Source organism: Terrabacter sp. NPDC000476 (genome assembly GCF_040300125.1).
Lineage (GTDB): Bacteria > Actinomycetota > Actinomycetes > Actinomycetales > Dermatophilaceae > Terrabacter.
In genome coordinates, this window is sequence record NZ_JBEPDF010000002.1 from 478,317 (window position 1) to 495,101 (window position 16,785).

The 16,785-nt window shown below is 73.4% G+C and carries 9 protein-coding genes; 2 read left to right on the top strand and 7 right to left on the bottom strand.

Annotated features, from left to right (window positions below; genetic code table 11):
- Positions 1-22 precede the first annotated feature (22 nt).
- The 6 genes from ABT295_RS14710 to ABT295_RS14735 all read right to left on the bottom strand — a co-directional run bounded on the left by ABT295_RS14710 (position 23) and on the right by ABT295_RS14735 (position 14,058).
- Positions 23-1,993: a copper resistance CopC family protein gene (locus ABT295_RS14710; RefSeq protein ID WP_352395152.1), complete on the bottom strand. Its 1,971-nt coding sequence runs from the start codon at positions 1,991-1,993 to the stop codon at positions 23-25.
- A complete protein-coding gene (locus tag ABT295_RS14715) occupies positions 1,993-2,517 on the bottom strand; it encodes a hypothetical protein (RefSeq protein WP_352395153.1) in 525 nt (174 codons plus the stop codon). The genes ABT295_RS14710 and ABT295_RS14715 overlap by 1 nt, the downstream gene beginning before the upstream one ends.
- 66 nt (positions 2,518-2,583) lie before the next feature.
- The gene (locus tag ABT295_RS14720) at positions 2,584-5,778 is read right to left on the bottom strand and encodes a multicopper oxidase domain-containing protein (RefSeq protein ID WP_352395154.1); all 3,195 of its coding nucleotides are present in this window, start codon (positions 5,776-5,778) and stop codon (positions 2,584-2,586) included.
- A 10-nt stretch (positions 5,779-5,788) separates the two neighbouring features.
- Positions 5,789-7,057, bottom strand: a complete 1,269-nt coding sequence (locus tag ABT295_RS14725) for a multicopper oxidase domain-containing protein (RefSeq protein WP_352395155.1) — start codon at positions 7,055-7,057, stop codon at positions 5,789-5,791.
- A 116-nt stretch (positions 7,058-7,173) separates the two neighbouring features.
- Positions 7,174-8,466: a multicopper oxidase domain-containing protein gene (locus tag ABT295_RS14730; protein ID WP_352395156.1), complete on the bottom strand. Its 1,293-nt coding sequence runs from the start codon at positions 8,464-8,466 to the stop codon at positions 7,174-7,176.
- 120 nt (positions 8,467-8,586) lie between these two features.
- Entirely contained in the window at positions 8,587-14,058 is a 5,472-nt protein-coding gene (locus ABT295_RS14735) for an IPT/TIG domain-containing protein (protein WP_352395157.1), read from the bottom strand.
- 390 nt (positions 14,059-14,448) lie between these two features.
- Between ABT295_RS14735 and ABT295_RS14740 the strand changes: the two genes are divergently transcribed.
- Positions 14,449-15,117, top strand: a complete 669-nt coding sequence (locus ABT295_RS14740) for a response regulator transcription factor (protein ID WP_352395158.1) — start codon at positions 14,449-14,451, stop codon at positions 15,115-15,117.
- Positions 15,118-15,119: 2 nt separating this feature from the next.
- Positions 15,120-16,247 carry a sensor histidine kinase gene (locus tag ABT295_RS14745; protein ID WP_352395159.1) on the top strand — a complete coding sequence of 376 codons (1,128 nt, stop codon included), beginning with the start codon at positions 15,120-15,122 and terminating at the stop codon, positions 16,245-16,247.
- A 76-nt stretch (positions 16,248-16,323) separates the two neighbouring features.
- On the opposite strand, the gene ABT295_RS14750 is transcribed toward ABT295_RS14745, so the two are convergent.
- On the bottom strand, positions 16,324-16,725 hold the full coding sequence (locus ABT295_RS14750) for a universal stress protein (RefSeq protein WP_352395160.1): 402 nt from the start codon (positions 16,723-16,725) through the stop codon (positions 16,324-16,326).
- Positions 16,726-16,785: the final 60 nt, after the last annotated feature.

Below are 16,785 nucleotides of genomic sequence, written 5' to 3' on the forward strand. Positions count from 1 at the left end.
CCACTGGAGTGGTAGGAGAAGTTCAGTCGGGTCGCGAGCCGAGCAACCGGGTCTCGTCCGCACCCACCGGTGGGGCCTGCCCCGGGCGTGGGCCCGAGCCTGCCGAGCCTGCCGGGTCCGGGTCCGGGTCCGGGTCCGGGTCTGGGCGCCGGCCCGTGCTCGGCACGGGTCGCGACCGGCGACCGGGTCGGCGGTCGCGCGCACGAAGGGAGAGTCCGGAGCGGCGGCGGACCAGCAGGGCGACGGCGACGGCGACGAGCGCGAGCACCACCGCGAGGGCGGTGAGCGGCCCGGCCAGCGGTGCCTTCGACACGAGCACCCGGGCGTCGGCGGCATCCGGTCCGACGACCCACCGGATCGTGCTGACGACGTCGGGCAGGCCGCGGCGGTGCACGGCGACGCGCACGTCGACGGGGCCCTGCGCCGGCAGCGTCACGCCCGCCGCCCACCGGCCGCGGGTGACCGGGGCCGCCGGCACCGGGGTGGACCCGCGGGGCGCTCCGTCGCCGGCCCCGTCGGTCGAGGCCGTCGCCGACCCGACGCCGACGGTGACTCCGGTGACGGGACCGGGCGAGGGGCGGCGCGTGTCGAGCACGTCGACGACGGCGACGCTCGCGCCCGGGCGGTTCGGGCGCAGCACGACGGTCTGCTGGAGGTCGGCGACGGGCCGGTCGTCGATGCGGCTCGGCGGCTCGGCGATGACGAGTCGGGGCGACACGGCCGGCTGGCCGCTCGCGAGCACCGCGCCGAGCACGACGACGATCGTCAGGCCCACCGCCTCGACGACGACCCGGGGCCGCACGGCGGCGGACGCCCTCCGGGCGTGCACGGCGCGCGTCGTGCGCAGCGCGAGCACCCCGACGAGGGCGGCGACGGCGAGCTTGGCGAGCAGCATGCGCCCGTAGGTGGTGAGCAGCACCGCGTCGACCGAGACGACGACGTCGCTCGCGAGGTAGACGCCGCTGACCGCCACGACGACGACCGCCACGACGGCAGGCACCCGGAAGCCGGTCAGGAGCGGCGCGAGCTCGCCGCCCGGCCTGCCCTCACGGCGGTGGCGCAGCACGAGCAGCGCGAGGCAGGCGACGGCCCCCGCCCACGCGCAGGCCGCGGCGAGGTGGGCCGTCGCGGCGATCGCCCAGGTCGCACCGCTACGCAGGCCGACGTGGCCGAGGGCGACCGTGAGGAGCGCGGCGACCAGCCCGGCGGCCAGCGCGAGGCGTTCCCGCGTCGCCGCGGACCGCTCGGCAGGGGCGCACGTCGTCACGAGCGCCACCACGGCGACGAGGGCGGCCTCGCGCCCGAGCCAGCGGGCGGCATACCCCGTCGTGACGGCGCTCGTGCCGAAGCGGGCGAGGTCGAGCACGGTGACGAGCAGGGCCGCCGACGCGGCGAGCGCGGCCCCGGTCCGCGCGAGGCGCCACAGCCGGGCGCGCAGCAGCGCCCGGGTGCGGGGGTCGGGCGTGCGCGCGAGTGGCCGACCGCAGAGGAGCAGCGCGCCGAGGGCGAGGCCGAGGCCCGAGAGCACCGCCCAGCGGCCGGCGGTCTCGAGCGCGTCGGGCGCGCTCTCGCTCGGACCGGCCGCGGTGACCTCGTCCTGCACGCCGAAGGCGAGCAGGCCCGACGACTGGTGCAGGTCGTCGCTCGAGAGGGTGCGCCAGGCCACGTGGTAGGCACCGACCGGCAGCGCCGGCAGGGTGGCGACGATCGTCGCCGGCGCCTCGCGGTCCTCGTCGGTCTCGGCGAGCGTCAGCGCGCGGGGTGCGTACCGTCGGCCGGCCGTGTCGGTGATCGTCACCTCGGTCGACTCGAGCACGACGTGCTCGGTGAAGCGCAGCTCGACGACCCGGGGGGCGACCTGCAGGCTCGTGCCGTCCGCCGGGCTGCTCGAGGCGAGGTAGGCGTGCGCCGAGGCCGGCGCCGCGCCACCGACGACGAGCGCGAGCGCCGCGACCACGAGTGCGAGGACCGACCGCAGGCTCCGGGCGCGCATCACAGCACCGGCACGTGCTCGAGGCGGAGCCCGTTGGTCTCGATCGTCACGTCCTCGCCGGGGCGCAGGGCGCCGCCGGTGTTCTGGTAGACGAAGTAGTACGTCGCGCCGGCCCGGTTGATGTGGCCCTGGCGCATGATCGACACCCGCTGCGTCGACCCGGCGCGGGCCTCGCTGCGCAGCAGCGGCGGGTGCTTCGTGTCGGCCTGGAAGCGCGACGCCTTGTCGAGGTCGAGCACGACGTAGCTGAGGGTGACGAGGCCGCCGTCGCCGACGACCGCGACCCGCGAGAAGCGCACGCCGAGCGTCGTCTCCATCTCGGTCGACTGCGGCACGGCCCGCTCGCCGTCCCCACCACCGCGCAGCGACCGGGCACCCACGAGGGCGAGGGCGGCCACGACGAGGACGGCGAGGACGGCGAGGCCCACACGGAGCCGGGGGGGTCGGGGCCGTGGGGTCGTGCCTCCCGGCGGCCCGTCGGGGCCGGGCGCCGGGGGGACGGGGGTGGTGGCGGTGGTGCTCATTCGGACTGCCCTCCGAGCTGGCGGCCGGGGTCACGGGCAGGTGACCCCGGCACGGGTGGGGCCGGGTCAGGGGATGCTGATCCGGGTCGAGACGAAGGTGTCGAACCAGGCCGTGCCCGCCATGGTCGACGCGGTGGTGGTGCCGGCGGTGATGCCGAGGCGGGCCGACTGGACCTGCATCCCGGCGCCGGTGTTGGCGCCCGTGCGCGTGTCGCGCAGGACGTTGTCGACGAGCAGCCGCAGCGAGCCGTTGGTGCCCTGGCTCCAGTCGACGCGGACGGTGTGCGCACCGGTGCCCAGGGTGTAGGCAGGGCCCGTCGTGGCACCGAGCAGGGTGCGGTTCATGACGATCCGCAGCTGCGCCGCCGTGGCCGAGGTGCCCACGCGGTGGAACTGCACCGCGAAGGCCTGCCCGGTGCTCGTCCGGCCCTCGAACAGCGTCACCCACGTCGTCGTGCTGGTGCCGGTCGACAGGGTGTTCGGGTTGAAGGAGAACTGGGCGTGGTAGCCGGTCTCGTCGAGCGGCGTGTCGTCGGTGACGTAGGCGGGGGCGTTGCCGCCACCACCGGGCAGCGTGGCCGCGAGGCCGATGTTGGTGCCACCGGCGGGGATGCCGGCCGCCGCCGTCGCCGAGACCGCACCGGTGCGCGCCGTCCACGCGAGCAGGTTGCCGCTGTCGAAGGTGTCGCTGAAGATCGCGTTCCCTCGGACGACCTGCACGGAGGTGGTGACGGCGTTGCTCCAGTTGCCCGCCGCGTCCTGCACCCGGAGGGAGACGGTCACGGTGCCGGGCAGCAGCCCGCCGAGCGGGATCGCCGCCGAGACGCCGGTGCCCGTGTCGGTGATCTGCACGCGGGTGCCCTTGCCGACGCCGGGGTCGGTCGTGCCGGTCCAGTACTCGGCCGCCTGGAAGCGCGGGCCGGCGTAGGACGGGAGCACCGCCTCGGTGACCGGTGCCGCGAGCGTCAGCGTCGTCGCGCCGTTCGTCGGGTTCGGCGAGCCGGTGAGCGCGCCGAGCACGGGAGCCGTCTTGTCGACGAGCAGCCGCACGAGGGCGTTGTCGAGGGTGAGGCTGCCCCAGTTGCCGGCGGCGTCCTTGCCGTGGACGTAGACCTTGTGCTCGCCCGGCGTCATCGCCTTGACCTGGGTCAGCGGGATGAGGCCGTAGACCTGCTCGGTCGGGGAATCGAAGGCGCCGTCGACCGCGATGAGGCTGAGGCCCTTGCCGAAGACCGGGGTCGTGCTCGTCGGGTCGATGAAGGCCTCGCCGGCCGTGACGGTGCTCTGCAGCCCGTTGGCCGCGTCGCGGTCCTGCAGCTCCGCCGAGACGACGAGGTAGCCGGGGTACGACTTCGAGCTGACGACGGCGTTCGTCGGGTTGGGGCCGACCGTGCTCGCGTTGACCGCGGGGGCGGTGAGGTCGACGGTCAGGTCGACGGGCACCGCCGGTCCCCAGATGTTCTGGGAGTTGCGGCTGTGCACCCAGACCTGGGTCGTGCCCTCACCGAGCGCGGCGACGGTCGCGGCCGCGATGGTGCCGGTCTCGGCCACCTTCGTCGCGACCCGGTTGAGCGTCATGGGCACGCCCTGGCCGTCGGTGCCGACGGCGCCGACGAAGTACTCGGCGGCCGTGATCGTGCCGCCGGCCGCGGTGTCGTCACCGGTGGCGCTCACCGTGACGGCTCCCTTGCCGCTGGCCGGGCGCGGGCTGACGCTGAGCGCGGTCGTCTGCGGGCCCGTCTTGGCGAGGTTGAGCACGACCGAGCCGATGACGCCCCACTTGCCCTCCGTGTCGACGCCGCGCACGAAGACCGTGTGCTTGGCCGAGGTGAGGCAGTGCAGGTCGACCGGCGGGATCGGGCCCGCGCAGTCGGCCGCCGTGGCGACGGCGGGGATCGAGCCGGTCACCGTCGTCGTCGCGGAGGTGCCGAAGGTGCCGGACATCGGGGTGCCGAAGCCGACCCCGACCGTGACCGCGTCGTCGACGACGAACTCGGCGCCGGCCACGAAGTGACCGCCCGTCGTGGTGTCGCTGACGGTGGCGGTGACGGTGACCGCACCGGTGCCGTCGGCCGGGTTGGGCGTGGCCGTGATGCCGGTCGAGACCGGACCGACCTCGTCGGAGCTCGGCGGCGGCGCGTTCGTGTCGAGGAAGGTGAGCATGCCGCCGAAGGCGAGCGCCATCGGGTCGGCCGTCGTCTGCCCGGCGTTGTCGAGGCGGGCGGCCGACTCGTAGACGGCGACCTTGGCCTCCGGTCCCGAGGGCATCGCCACGAGGACGTCGGTCGTGACGCCCGGCTCGACCGGCACGACGACCGATGGCTCGGGGAAGGCCAGCGGGTGGGCGTCGTGGGTCAGCACGTCCTGCTCGCCGCCCAGCGTCGACATGGTGTGCGACTCGGCGCCCGCGTTGACGTAGCGCAGCAGCACCGTGTGCCCCTGGTCGGTCGGCACGGGGTCGGTGACCGGGTAGGGCTTGCCGTTGATGAGGCGGTAGGCGGGCGAGAACTCGCGCATGTCGAAGGTGTCCGGGTGCGCGTTGAGACGGGGGTCGATCTCGCTGAGCACGAGCACCGCCTCGTCGTCGTAGCTGTGGCCGTATGCCGTCCCGTCGGCCGGGAGCACGACGAGCGCGCCCGCGAGCCCCATGGCGACCTGGCGGGCACCGTCGCTCGTGTGACCCGCCTCGTAGAGGAAGGTTCCGGGCCGACCGGCCGTGAAGGCATACGTCGCGGTGCCGCCGACGGCCACGCCCGCCAGGCGCTCGGTCGTCGGGAGGCCGGCGGTGAAGGCGGTCGCCGGCTGGCCGGGGAAGGCGAGCGACGTGGGCTGGGTCAGGCCGTTGTGCAGCGTGACGGTGACCCTGTCGCCCTCGCGGACGACGAGGACCGGGCCGGGGGCCGTGGCCGCGCCTGCCTCCGTCGCCGAGTAGCCCCACACGGTGATCGGCTGGCCGGTCACCCCGTTGGTGCCCGGCTTGGCCCAGAGGTCGCACGCGACGGCCTCGGGGTCGGTGGCGGTGGCCGGCGTGACGGTGCACCCGGGGCTCGGTGCGAGCTTGCCCACCGCGGCGGCGGGGGCCGCCACGGAGGCCGGGGACGCGGCGGGCGCGAGGGCGGGCGCCGCCGCCGGGCCGGCAGCCGGCGCCGCCGACGGCACGGGCGCGGCGAGCGCCCCACCGGCGAGGGAGACGGGGGCGAGCGCGACGGCGGCGAGGGTGATCGCGAGGCGCTGCCGGAGGCTGACTGGTCGAGAGGTCATCGGATCGTCCTCAGCTCGCCGGGCAACCGGCGGGCGGGTCGATGCGGAAGACCGTCATCATGCCGCCGAAGGCTGCGCCGTAGTTGGTGGCCTGCTGGAGCGCGTGGCTGTGGGCCACGTGGTAGTACTCGCCGCACTCGTTGTTGACCGTGATGTTCGACGGGTAGGTGCCCTGCTTGCCGAGGTAGGGGCTCTCGCTGAACCACGTGTCCGCGCCGACGAGGTCCTGGTCGGTGATGGCCGGCAGCTGGGTCGGGATCGGGTTGGTCAGGGCGTCCCAGTGCTCGACGTCGCGCCAGTCCATGAGGGCGTCGACCGTCTGCCCCGGCATCACGTCGATGTCGTACTTGAGGTACGAGAGGTCCTGCGCCGTCGAACCCGTGCCCTGCAGGGGGTGGCCGTCCTTGTTGACGACCCGCTCGTCGCTGCCGTGCGGGTGGAACGGGTAGTTGACGCGTCCCGCGTTGAGGTAGCGGATGACCGCCGGCAGGGGGTTCGTCGCGGCGTCCCACGGCTTGATGTGCACGAGGGCGCCGTAGGGCTGGTTGGGCAGCCACGAGGCGTTGTTCGGGGCCAGGGTGTCGGGCATGCTCCGCCCGTTGATGAGGTAGTAGCGGGCGTTGTAGGACGCCCAGTCGACGGGCTGGCTGCGCTCGACGGCGAGGTGCACCTCGGGGTCGATCTCCGAGAGGAGGTAGACGTACTCGTGCTGCGGGTTGAAGGCCGAGTCGGCGCGGTCGTTGACCTGCCCGGCGGCGGTGGCCGGCCGCACGACGAGCGCCCCGTAGAGCCCCATCTGCTGCTGCTTGGTCACGTCGGTGCCGCTCGTGTAGAGGTAGGTGCCCGGCGAGCCGGCCGTGAAGGTGTAGGTGACCGACCCGCTGTCGGCGGGCGCGGCCTGCACGAGCGAGGTGAGCGAGCTCGTCGTCCCGGTGGTGTCGGTGACGAACTGCGGCTGGGCCGGGTTGCCGTTCGCCTTGACCCCCTTCTGGCCCGGGAAGAGGATCGAGGTGGCCTCCGGCAGCGTGTTGTGCAGGATGACCGTGACCGGGCGCCCGGCGGTGACGCAGAGCACCGGGCCGGGCAGCTGGAACCGGCCCGAGCTCATGCCGTAGCCCCACATGTAGATGCTGTTGCCGTCCGGGGTCGTCACGTAGCCAGAGCGGGCCGTCAGCGAGAAGGTCTGCTGCGGATCCGTCTGGCAGAGAAGGCCTTCCGAGGTGGCGGCCTGCGCGCCCGTCGTCGCACCGACGGCGACGGAGGCGACGACGGTGACCACGGCGGCGAGGATGCCGGTGCGCCGGCGGGTGCGAGCGGTCCATGCCGCCCGCAGACGGCTGCGACGGCCGGACCCTGAAGATCGGGAAAGGTGCATGATCGTCCTCCGTCGGCTGCTCAGGTGTTGGGCTCGGTCTGGGGGCCGTACGTTCCGGCCGGGCCGACGCGGAGGACGGTCATCATGCCGCCCCACCCCGGCCCGCCACCGTTGCCCAGGTAGGCGTAGCTGCGGTCGTAGAGCAGGAACTCGCCCTCGACGCGCGGTGTCACGAGCACGTCGCGGCTCTCGCCGGGGCCGACGTCGACGGTGTTCGTGCTGAGGTAGTTGTTCGAGCCGTCGCGCCCGCGCAGCAGGCTCGCGTCCTTGGCGACGACCTGCATGTCGACGTTGTCGAGGGTCAGGGCGTGGTTCTGGTAGCCGAGGTTCGACAGGCGCAGCAGCACGGTCTCGCCGACGTTGCACGTGATGAGCGAGCTGATCGGCTGGTACTGCAGGCGACCACCGGCGGTCGACCGCGGGTCGCCGTTCGGCGCGACCGTGTCGGGGTAGCCGCGGCCGTTGAGCAGCCAGAAGCTCGGCGCGTAGTCGGTCCAGTCGCTCACCTGGATGTGCGCGTCGCGGTAGTGCGCGGCCGACCAGAGCTCGGTGAGCATGAAGGCGAACTCACGGTCGTAGCGGGTGCTGCCGTCGCCGTCGTTGTAGGCGTAGGTGAGCCGGGCCCCCGTCGGCACGGAGCCGACCCGGGTGCCGTTCTGCGCGGGCCGCACGAAGACCATCCCCGTCATGCCCATCTGCACGTGCTCGACGTCCTCGAAGTGGCAGTGGTACATGTACGTGCCGGCGTCGTGGGGGCGGTAGTAGTAGGACAGGTCGCGCCCGATCGGCACGGCGAGCGACAGCTCGGGCACGCCGTCGAAGAGCGGGATCGCGTTGACGAAGCCGTGCCAGTGCAGGGTGTGCCCGTCGAAGAGGTCGGGGCGCATCAGCAGCCCGAGGTTGCTCAGCGTGATCGTCACCTCGTCGCCCTCGTCGAAGGCGAGCATCGGCGCGGAGATCTGCGCCTTGCCGCGCACGGCCGCGACCTCCTGGGCCGTCGTCATCGACGTGACGTCGCGGAAGCCGAAGACGTAGGTGTCGAAGCCGGGCGGGGCGAGCGAGTCGGGGTAGAAGGGCAGGTCGGGCGGCGAGCCGGCCGGCATGCTCACCCAGCCGTCCGTGCCCGCGAGGTGCACCGACTTGACCGGGCCGGCGCCGGCCGCGCGCACGACGGTCGGCCGCTTCGCCTGCTGGCCGAAGGTGGCGCGCGAGGCGAGGAGGACGCTGCCGAGGGCGCCGGCGCCGCCCAGCACGACGGCCCTGCGGCCGAGCCCCGCACCCCCGGTGGGGGTGGAGCGAGATTCGTCGGACATGTGCTGCTCCTGAGGTCGGTCCGGCCGCGGTCGGACGGGTGCTGGTGGTGGAGGGGCCCCCGGGGTACCGGGGGGGTGTCAACGGGGTCGTCGACGCACCCCGGGGGCCTGTCTGGGGGGTCACGGGACGAACTGGTCGGAGCCCGCGTCGTAGCGCCTCGAGGTCCCGACGACCGTCGGCCGGGCCTGGCCGTCGATGTCCCGAGGGGCGGCGTTGACGGTGACGGTCCACGGGACCGGGAACCCGAGCACGGTCTGCGTGCCGAGCGTCACCGAGGTGCTGGCGGCGCCCCGGCCGTAGGCCGGCGAGCCGGAGCCCGTGAGGTGGTAGTCCGCACGCAGCCGCGGGGGCAGCAGCGCCGTGACGATGGCCGCCTCCCGGAAGGCCGGGAAGGTGCGCGAGGCGAGGACGGTGACGGTGAGCTCGGGCGTCGGGTCGACGAAGCCCGCCGTGTCCGTCACGGTGACGTTCGAGCCGCCGTCGGTGCCGAGGGTGGTCTGCAGCACGCTCGAGACGGGGTGCAGCAGGCCGGGGTCACCGACGACGCCCATGTCCCACGGGTCGACGCTGTTGGCGGAGCCGTCGGGCAGGGTGCCACCGATGCCGTAGACGTAGCCGCCGACGAACGTGCCGGCCCGGTTGTCGTTGAAGACGTTGTCGAGCAGCACGGGCCTGCTGAACGTCGACTGGCCGTTCACCTTGACGAGCGCGAAGGCGCTCGCGGAGAGGCCGCTGCTCGTGAGCTTGGCCATGAGCGGGTCGCTGTTCGGGCCGGTCGCGAGGCCCGCGGGTGCGGGCAGGCCGTCCGAGGTGACCGCCGTGGCCGTCGTCAGGTTGCCGGCGACGGTGTTGTCGACGATCGTGACGAACGCGGCGTCGTCGAGGGCGATGCCGCCGCCCTCGTGGGCCGAGACGTTGTTCGTGATCGTGTTGTTCGTGATCGCGATCGTCTGCGGGTCGGCCTTGCTGACGTGCGAGCCGCTCACCTGCAGCAGCCGGATGCCGCCGCCGTCGTCGCTCGCGAGGTTGGCGTCGATGACGTTCGCGTCGATCGTCGCCGCGCCGGTGCCGGGGCTCAGCCCGGTCGGCGTGGCCGGCAGCTCGCCGGCGAGCATGACCGCGCCGCCCTCGTCGTAGGAGCTGTTGAACCAGATGGTGTTGCCGGCGATCGTGCCGCCGTTGCTGCCACCGGGGTTGCTCATGTAGCCGAAGGCCGTGAGGGCGCCGCCGTACTCCGCGGAGAAGTTGCCGCAGATCGCGTTGTGCCGCACGACGTAGCCGTCGCTGCCGGTGAAGAGCCCGATGCCGCCGGCGAGGTTGGTGCCGCCGTTGTTGAGCACCTGGTTGTCGGCGATGACGGGGTCGTAGTTGCGGTTGTCGCCGGTGTAGGGCGTGCCCACCCGGATGCCGCCGCCGTAGCTGCCGCTGTTGCCGACGACGACGTCGTCGGTGATCCGCACGCCGCGGTTGTTGGCGTGCAGGTAGATGCCGCCGCCCTGGGTGACGAGCGCGCCGGTGGCGCCGTACGGCGTCTTGACGCCGCCCGTGAGGACGTTGACGTTGCCGGGGAAGTCGCTCTGCGAGCCGCCGGTCACCTGGAAGCCGTCGATGACGACCGGGTATGCCGTGTTGTCGAGGGTCGCGCGCGCCGGGTCGTCGAGCACGGTGATCGTGGCGGCGTCGGGCACGTCGGCCTCGCCGCTGTAGGTCAGCGTGCCGAGCCGGGTGATCCAGGCCTGGCCCGCCGGCAGGTCGGGGCTGAAGCCGGAGCCGTCGAGGATCGAGCCGGGCACCCAGAGCGGCGAGCCGTCGGCCTTCGTCGTGAAGCCGCCGGGGCCGACGCCCTGGATCGCGACGCGGTGGTGCACGAGGAGGTTCTCGTTGTACTCACCCCGCGGGTTGAGCGCGGACGTCGCTCCGGGCCACACGACGACGAGCCAGTAGCGCTTGGCCGACGTCGGGGTGGCGGCCTCGAGCGCGGCCTGCACGGTGGCATACGGCCGACCGGGACCGACCTCGGCGACGTTCGGGTTGTCGACGGTCGAGGCGTTGAGGCCCGGGGCGGTGCCGAGGTTCCAGACCGTGATGCCGTTGTACGTCGAGCGCTTCGCGCCGTTCGTCACCGACACCTTGAGGGCGCCGCGGCTGTTCGTCGACAGCGCGGGCACGGTGAAGGAGATGCTCGTGTCCGACCAGCCGGTCACGGTCACCCCGGTGACCGCCGCTCCCGCGGCGTTCGTCAGCGTCACGGTGCCGGTGCCGCGGGTCGCCCCGAAGCCCTTGCCCGTCACGGTGACGGTGCGCCCGGTGCCGCTGGGCCGCACGTAGGGGTGGTCGACGGCGAGCAGCTGCGGGTCGGTCGTGCCGAGGTCGCACCGGGCCGGGTTCGACGCGGTGGTGCCGGGGGCGAGCACGGTGGCCGCCGCTTGGGTGGGCGCCGTGTCGGTCACGGTGTAGAGGCCCGGCCAGCCCTGGAAGTTCGTGCTGATCGTCCGGTAGGCCGGGTTGTAGTCGGGGTTCGGGTCACCCGGTGCGCCGGGGTCGTTGCCGGTGAAGCGGTACATGTTCGGGCACGGGCCGGCCGGCACGGGGCAGTTGTAGGTGCCCGTCGAGGGCTCGAGCGCCTCGTAGAAGCCGTTGAAGTCGGTGTGCACGGTGTCGACGAGCCGGCCGCTCCAGTCGTAGAGGCCCATCGGGACGTGGGGCAGGCCCTGGGCCTCGCCGAAGTTCGCGCTGCGCTGGTCGAGCGCGAGCCCGAGGTCGTTGATCGTCAGGCCCCAGAAGTGGGTCGGGATCGGCACGGGCGTGAAGAGGTTGAAGTTCGGCGCCACGGTCTGCCCGTTGCGGACGGTGACGAGCTTGGCGTCGCACAGCGGCCGCTCCTGGCCCTCGAAGGGGCTGCCGCCGCCGTCGAGGAAGGCCGGGTTCGTGACGCGCACGGTGTGGAAGGCACCGGCGCAGGAGGAGATGATGCCCGCGCCCTGCGACGGGGGCTGGGTGGGCGGCGTCGGGTCGTTGCCGGTGCCCGGGTCGCCGGCCGCGGCCTCGACCGAGCTCGGCGGGAAGTTCTCCTGCGTGAGGTAGCTGTCGCCGTCGAAGACGTTGACGTCCTCCTCGCGGGTGACCTGGTACATCGGCTTGCCGTCGACCGGGTCGGTCGGCACCTCGACGGCGGCGATGTAGTCGCCGGCGGCGAGGTCGCCGAAGCCGTAGTTGCCGTTGACGGTCTGCCCGGCCGCGCCGGGCGTGCTGTCGGACGGGCCGACCTGGACGCCCATCATCGGGGCCTCGACGCAGAGGTTGTTCGCGTCGGCGCCCGACTCGGGCAGGGCGAGCTGGTCGGTCATCTCGGTGCCGTCCCACTGGCGGGCCGTGCAGCCCCGCGGGGCCGCCCACGTCTCGCTCGTGTAGGCGTCCGTGACCTCGGCACCCTTGACGAGGGCGCCGCGCTGCGGGTCGGGGTTCGTGATCCGCTGCGGCACGCTCGGGTTGGTGACGGCGTCGTAGTCGGGGTTGGGCACGGTGAGCGGCACGATCGCCTTGCCCTGCCGGCACGCGTCGTCGCGCTCGTCGGCCGGGGCCGTGCAGGGCACGCTCTGGTAGAGGTGCACCTTCACGTCCGGGATGCCCGGCTGGTAGTCCTCGCTCACGGCGTCGGCCGGGTCGAGCTCGTTGCGGGTGACGTCGTAGGAGACGGTCGCCGCGATGCCGCCGTTCTCGGTGGCGGCATACGGCTCGACACCCCAGTCGATGCGGCCCGACAGGCCGATGATCGGCAGGAAGTCGATGTCGACGAGCGCCCCGAGCGTCGTGGTCGGGCTGTCCTCGTTGTCGGCCTGGTAGGTGATGCCGGTCGTGCGGTAGCGGGTGTTGAAGCCCTCGAGGACGAGCCACTTGCCGAGCGGGTAGCCCTCCTTGATGTCGTAGACGCCGTTGTCGCTCGTCGTCGTGAGGTTCGTGTACTGGTCCATGAGGGAGTTGTCGCGCTCGCGGACCGTGAGGGTGAAGCCGGGCACGGGGTCCTCGCCGGGGTCGCGCCGGCCGTTGCCGTTGTCGTCGACGAAGACGGTGCCGCGGATGTGGGTGAACCAGCCGACGAGCATCTTGTTGCCGACGTCGATGAGGGCGCCGTCGCTCACCTCGACGTTGAAGCTCCAGAGGATGTAGTCCTGGGCGTCGTCCCAGATCGTCAGCTGGTAGGTGCCGTCGGGCACGTTCTTGATGTCGAACGAGCCGTTCGCGGCGCCCCGGCCGACGTAGACCGCGGCGTCACCGGCGGTGAGGTCCGACAGCGCCACCCACGGCGAGGGGATGGGGCCGGCGTACTTCGCCCCGGCCCAGCCGGTCTCGGGCACGACCTGGCCGTTCTGGCCGCCGATGTAGGGCAGGCCGGCGACGGCGACGCCCTTGACCTCACCGGTGGCGGCGGAGGTGGGCAGCGCCTTGGTGCGCACGAAGCCGAACTGGGTGGCGGGCACCGGCTCGGCGCCCTTGATGAACTCGGTGTCGAGGCCGGTGTCGCCCTCCTGGATCCAGATGTCGTGGTCGTGGCCGCCCTCGAGGGTCGTCGTCTGCACCCAGCCGGACTGCCCCGCCGGGGGCGACACGGTGGCGCCGTAGCGGTTCGGCCCGAGGTTCGGGATGGTGATGACGCCCCGAGCGTCGCTCGTGCACCGGCCGGTGGAGTGGGCGGCGTCGACGAGCGGCTTGCCGTCGGCGTCGAACCGCACGCGCCCGTTCGCGTCGTGCAGGTAGGCCGTGCAGAGGGCGTTGCCGTAGTAGTCGACGCTGACCGGCCCGAGCACGTCGCTGAGGTTGCCGGTGAAGCCGGCGAGCCCCTGCTCGGCGTCGGCCTCGTAGGTGCCGTCGGTCGGCACGTTGTCGTTGAAGACCTGGATCTTGATCGTCGCGAGCGGCAGCGGCAGCGGCTGCATCTCGACGGCGACCGCGGTCTCGCGGCCGGCGACGACGCCGAAGTGCGCCCCGTCGATCTTGAAGTCGGGGGCGGTGACCGAGACGAGGTACTTCCCGGGCGGCAGGCCCTTCAGCTTCGTCGCGGCCGAGAGGTCGGTGGAGTCGCCCTGGGCGACGATCTTCGAGTGGCCCGACGTGGTGCGCACCGACGGCCAGGGGCACGTGTCGGCATACGGCTCGGTGGGCTCGCCCGGGCTCGTGGCCGGCTTCGTGCTGCCGCCGGGAGCGCGGGAGGGCAGGCAGCGGTCGAGCAGCGGGCTGGCCGCGGTGCCGGGGTTGCCGGTGTCGTCCTCGTTGACCATCCAGTGGTAGCCGCTGACGGCCGACCCCTTCTGCACGAAGCCCGGCCCCGTGTTGACGCTGCGCGCGCTCGTCACCGTCATCGAGATGCAGCCCGTGCCGCCGGGGGTGCCGGTGGGGCAGTCGGCCACGGTGACGACGGACGGCGCGGCCGCGACCGCCGCGGGCGACGTGACCGCCGTGAGCCCCGTGGGCGCCGCCCCGCGCTGGGCGGCCGCGGCGGCCGGGCCGCCGAGGGAGGTGAACCCCGAGACGGCCACGGCGACGACGCCGATGACGAACGGATAGGTACGCCTGCGCAGCTCTCGTGCGTTCACGATGACTCCCACGTGGTCACGGCCAGGCTCCGGCCGAGCCTGTCGTCCTCGCGACGCTCGCAGAGGGCGGAGGAGGTCGTGAGCAGGTCGCCACCGCGCCTCAGCGAACTGTCACGGGACCGAGGGGTCACGCCTCATCCACTGCTCAGCCGGTCGAGAGGCCGCTGTCATGAACCTGTCAGGAACGCGCCGGACCCGTCCCGGTTGGACACCTTTGCGGACCCGCATTCCCAGCGCTTTCGCCGCATCCCTCGCGGTCGCCCCGATCGCGTGCCGATACTGGTCGCGTGGGCACGGCCACCGGGGCCGCACCGGCTGACAGGGGACGGATCGGGGACGCGCGTCCAGCCCACGGGCGCGCCGGGGGACTGCAGGGGACGAGGGGGTCCGATGGCAACGGTCATGGTCGTCGACGACGAGGAGCGCATCCGCGGCCTCCTCGCGAAGTCGCTGTCGTCCGAGGGGCACTCGGTGGTGACGGCGGCCACGGCGAACGCCGCGATCGACCGGCTCGGCTCGGGGGCGATCGACCTCGTGCTCCTCGACCTCGTCATGCCCGGCGACAGCGGGCTCGCCGTGCTGCGCGAGATGTCGGACCGCCAGGACACGACGCCGGTCATCGTGCTCTCCGGGGTCACGGAGGTCGGCGTGCGCGTGCAGGCCCTCGAGCACGGTGCCGTCGACGTCGTCGCGAAGCCGTTCAGCCTCACCGAGCTGCTCGCCCGGGTGCGGCGCAACGTCGGCGGCGCCCGACCGGTCACGCAGGAGCGCTTCCTGCAGGCCGGCGGCGTGCGCCTCGACCTCGACCGCCGCCGCGCGACCTTCGCCGGCACCGGGGTGGCGCTCACCGAGCGCGAATTCACCCTGCTCGCCCACCTCATGCGCCGCAAGGGCCAGGTGTGCCGCCGCGAGGAGCTGCTCCACGACGTGTGGGGGCTCGACTTCGACCCCGGCAGCAACGTCGTCGAGGTGTGCGTCGGTCGCCTGCGGAGCAAGCTCGGCCAGGGGCTGCCCGTCGAGACGGTGCGCCGGGTCGGCTACTGCCTCTACGAGGACTGACGATGCGCAACCGGATGCTGTGGGTCTCGGTGGGCGTGGCCAGCGTGTGCTCGGCCGCGATGATCGCCCTGCCCGGCAGCGAGACGGTGCCCTACCACGTGGCGTGGGCCACCTTCGCGCTCTGCTTCGGCCTCGCCCCGTGGAGCCCGGTCGCCACGTGGTGGACGCTCGGCGGGTTCACCCTCGTCACCGGCTCGATCCTCGTGCACCGCGTGCTCGACGGCGTGCTCGAGTGGCAGGAGACGACCGAGGTGCCGCTCATGCTGACGCTCATGCTGCTCATGGTGTGGCACGTGCGTCGCCGGCAGAGCGCGCTCGCGGCGTTCACCGCGCTCGCCGACCGTGAGCGCGAGGCCGCCCGCACGCGCGAGGTGCTGACCCAGCGCACCTCGCACGAGATGCGCTCGCCCCTGACGATCGCGCGCGGCTACCTCGAGGCCATCGCCGCCAGGCCGCTCGACGCGGAGGTGGCGGCCGACGTGCGCGTCGTCGAGGAGGAGCTGGCCCGGCTGACCCGCGTGTGCGAGCGCCTCGTGCGCAGCATGCGCGTCACGGCCGACCTCGACATGTCGCGGGTCGACGTCGACGCCCTCGTGCGCAGCACCGCGGAGCGCTGGTCGACGGTCGTCGACCGCGACTGGCGGGTCGACGCCTGGGGCGGCTCGCTGTGGGGCTCGCCCGAGCGGCTGCGGGCCTGCCTCGACACGCTCGTGGAGAACGCCGTGCGCTACACCCGCGAGGGCGACACGGTCGAGCTGTTCGTGCGCCTGACCGGCGACGAGACGATCGCCATCGGCGTGGCCGACTCCGGCCCGGGCTTCGCGCCCGAGGTGCTCGCGGCCGGCGCCCCGGGCGGGGCCGGCACGCACTCGGGGTCCGACGGTCTCGGCGCGGGACTCGTGCGCGACGAGCTGTCGCAGACCGGGCTCGGCATCTCGCTCGTGCGCGACGCCGCCGGCCGTCGCGGCGGTCGGGTGCAGCTCGGCACCTCGCGGTGGGGCGGCGCGGAGGTCGCGATGGTCGTGCCCCGGCAGCCGAGCGTGCACGAGCAGCTGGGCTCCGGCACGGTCGCGACGTTCCCGCCGCACCACCACCACGACGCCGGCGAGGTCCGCGTCACCACCCCCTGACGGCAACACACCGAGAAAAGCCCAACACACCGCGATCCGATCCCGGTGAGTTGCGACTTGCTCGGTGTGTTGCGGGTCAGGGGCGGGCTTTGACGGCGAGCACGGCGCAGGGGGCGTCGAGCAGGATCTGCTGGGCCGTGCTGCCGGTGACGAGCTTGCCGACGGGCGAGCGGCGGCGCACCCCGATGACGACGAGGTCGGCGTCGACCTCGGTGGCCGCCGCGAGGATCTCGTCGGCGGCCGGGCGCCCGCTCGTCGGCTGGCGCACGTCGTGGGCGACGTCGGCGTTGGCCAGCTGGAGGTCGATCGTGTCGATGTCCTCCGCCGTCGCGAACGTCGGGTCGGCGTAGTTGCCGTCCCGGCCGGTGTTGACGACCGTGAGGTGCGCGCCGTCCTGCCGGGCGAGCTCTACCGCGGTGTCGAGCGCCGCGACTCCTTCTGCGGTCGGGATGTATCCGACGACGATCCTGGCGAACATGTCTCTCCTGTCGCGCTGGCCCCGCGGGTCGTCCCGAATCTACCGCTCCCGCGGCCGCCG